Below are 2,641 nucleotides of genomic sequence, written 5' to 3' on the forward strand. Positions count from 1 at the left end.
TGCGGATTTCGGTGAACGTGACCGAGCGTTTCGCTAATACGTGACCGGTGCTTCCACCCCGGTTGCGCGGGTTCTGGATTGTAATCGCATCGGTCACGATGCGGCTTGTTCCTCGGCTTTTTTTCGGCGCAGCGACTCGCCTTTCATCGTCAGTCGGTAGGCGTTGTGCACCAGGCGGTCGAGGATGGCATCGGCCAGGGTCGGGTCGTTGATCCAGCCGTGCCAGTGCTCGATGGGCAGTTGGCTCGTCAGGATGGTGGAGCGGCTGCCAGCGCGGTCGTCGATCACCTCCAGCAGGTCATGCCGGGCTCCTTCCTCCAGCGGGGCTAGCGCCCAGTCGTCCAGCACCAGGACGTCGACCTTTGCCAGCTGTTGCAGGGTACGGCCGAAGCTGCCGTCGCCATGAGCGATGCGCAGTTGTTCCAGCAGGCGCGGGGTGCGCAGGTACAGGGTGCTATAGCCCTGGCGGCAGGCCTGGTTGCCCAGGGCGCAGGCCAGCCAGGTTTTGCCGGCACCGGTCGGGCCGGTCAGCAGCAGGTTGTGCTGCTGGCGGATCCAGTCGCCACTGGCCAGGGTGGCGATCAGACGCTCGTCCAGGGCGCGTCCGGAGCGGCGGTCGAGATCTTCCAGGCAGGCGTTGGCGTACTTGAGCTTGGCCTTCTTGCGCAGCCGTACCAGGCGCTGGTTGTCACGCCAGGCCAGTTCGCGGTCGAGCAGTAGGCCGAGGCGTTCATCGAAGCTCAGGCTGTGGCTGGCCGGCAGCGTCCATTGCTCTTCCAGGGCGCGGGCCATGCCGTCCAGGCGTAGCTGGTGCAGTTGATTCAGGGTGTGTTGCGGCATCATCGAACAGCTCCTGTTGCGGGGGTTGGTAGTAGTCGGCGCCACGGACGTTCTCGTGGTCGCCGGGTAAGGTCGTTTCGGCGGCACGCTGGGGCAGCGGCTGTTGATCCAGGCCTTGCTGGAGCAGGTTGCGCACGCTGCGCCCGGTGAAGGCGCGCAGGTGTACGGCACGTTCGGCAGCGGCTTCCAGGCGTGCATTGCCATAGCGCCGGGCCAGCGAGAGCAGGCCGAGGCAGGCGCGGTAGCCCATCTCCGGGTGCGGCTTGTGGGTCAGTTGGTGATCGATCAGTTGGCGCGTGTAGGGGCCGATCCGCTCGCCCCAGTCGAGCAGGCGTTGCGGCGTCCACTCACGATGCGCCTGGTGCGCTGCGGGCATGTGTTCGCGCTGGGTACTGTAAGCGCCGCGTCGCCCCAGCAGCAGGTGGCTGGCCACCCGCCGGTTGCCATGCAGCACTTCCAGGGTGTGTGCCGTCAGTCGCACGTCCACGTTCTGCCGGGCCAGGGCGGAGGGCACGCTGTAGAAGCTGCCATTGACCTCGATGTGGTAGTCGATGCTGACCTTGCAGCGCTTGAAGGTGGCGACCTCGTAGGGATGCACCGGCAGCGCTCGCAAGGCCGGGCGATCCAGACGCTCGAACCAGTCGCGCCGGCAGCCATCGAGCCGCTTGAACGGGCGCCGATTCAGATCCTCCAGCAGCTCGGCGATGGCCTGGTTAAGCGCATGCAGGCTGAAGAACTGCCGATGGCGCAGCCGCGCCATGATCCAGCGCTCGACCACCTGCACCGCCACCTCGGCCTTGGCCTTGTCCTGAGGCTTGCGTGGCCGTGCCGGCAGGATCACCGTCTGGTAATGACGCGCGCACTCCAGCGTGGCCCGGTTCAGGCCCGGCTCGTAGCGATCCGGCTGGGCGACCAGGGCGCGCGGATTGTCCGGCACAACCATTTCCGGCACGCCGCCAAAGTAGGTCAGAGCCTGGCCCAGCGAGGTCAGCCAGTCCACCTGGGTTTCGCCTGGCGTCGCGCAGGCATAGGTGTAATTCGAGGCGCCCAGGGCGGCGACGAAGATGTGCGCCCGGCGCACTTCGCCGGTGGCCGGGTCGACCACCGGCAGCGTCGGCCCGGCATAGTCGATGAATAGCTTCTCGCCCGCACGGTGCAGCTGACGCATCGAACGTTTGAGCGTCTGGGCGTAGCGCCGGTAGTGCTCGACGAACTGGGTGTAGCGGTAGGTCGGCTGGCCCGCATGCGCGGCGAGATATTCCTCCCACAGCAGCTGCAAGGTCACGCCCTTGCGTCGCAACTCGCGGTGGATGCTCAGCACATCGGGCAGCACTCGCTCACCGCGCGGCTTGTTCGTCGACGTCGGTGCAAACAAGGCGGCCGCCAGCGCGGCCTCGTCCATGGCCACCAGCGCCGGCCAGTCCAGCCCGGCCACCCGCGCCGCCGCGATGTACTTGCTAACCACGCCCTTGGACAGCTGCAAGGCACGGGCAATCTTCTCGTGGGACAAGCCGGCCTCAAACTTGAGGCGCAGACATTCTTTGATGTTTCGCATGGCTACTCGCGGCGCCGCCATCTTCCTCTCCCGAAATCGGTCGAGGATGGCGGCGCATCAGGTCATGCGCAACGAAGGGGAAGGCTTTCGCTAAGTCGTGACCGGCGATTTCGGTAAGCCGTGACCACCTGTTTCGGAACAGGCGGAGAATCGGTCACGTTGCTACCGAAATGAGCGGTCACGCGTTAGCGAAATGAGCGGTCACGATCAACCGAAACGGCCGGTCACGGTGCTCCGAAATCCGCA

General features: G+C 66.0%; 2 protein-coding genes. Both read right to left on the reverse strand.

Features of this window, described 5'->3' with window-relative positions:
- Window positions 1-93: 93 nt before the first annotated feature.
- Window positions 94-843 carry an IS21-like element IS1474 family helper ATPase IstB gene (istB, locus tag D618_RS0117210; RefSeq protein WP_003460139.1) on the reverse strand — a complete coding sequence of 250 codons (750 nt, stop codon included), beginning with the start codon at window positions 841-843 and terminating at the stop codon, window positions 94-96.
- A complete protein-coding gene (gene istA, locus D618_RS18830; protein WP_024360721.1) occupies window positions 731-2,416 on the reverse strand; it encodes an IS21 family transposase in 1,686 nt (561 codons plus the stop codon). The genes istB and istA overlap by 113 nt, the downstream gene beginning before the upstream one ends.
- Window positions 2,417-2,641 lie beyond the last annotated feature (225 nt).

Origin of the sequence: Blastomonas sp. AAP53 (assembly GCF_000331245.1) — a bacterium.
Lineage (GTDB): Bacteria > Pseudomonadota > Alphaproteobacteria > Sphingomonadales > Sphingomonadaceae > Blastomonas.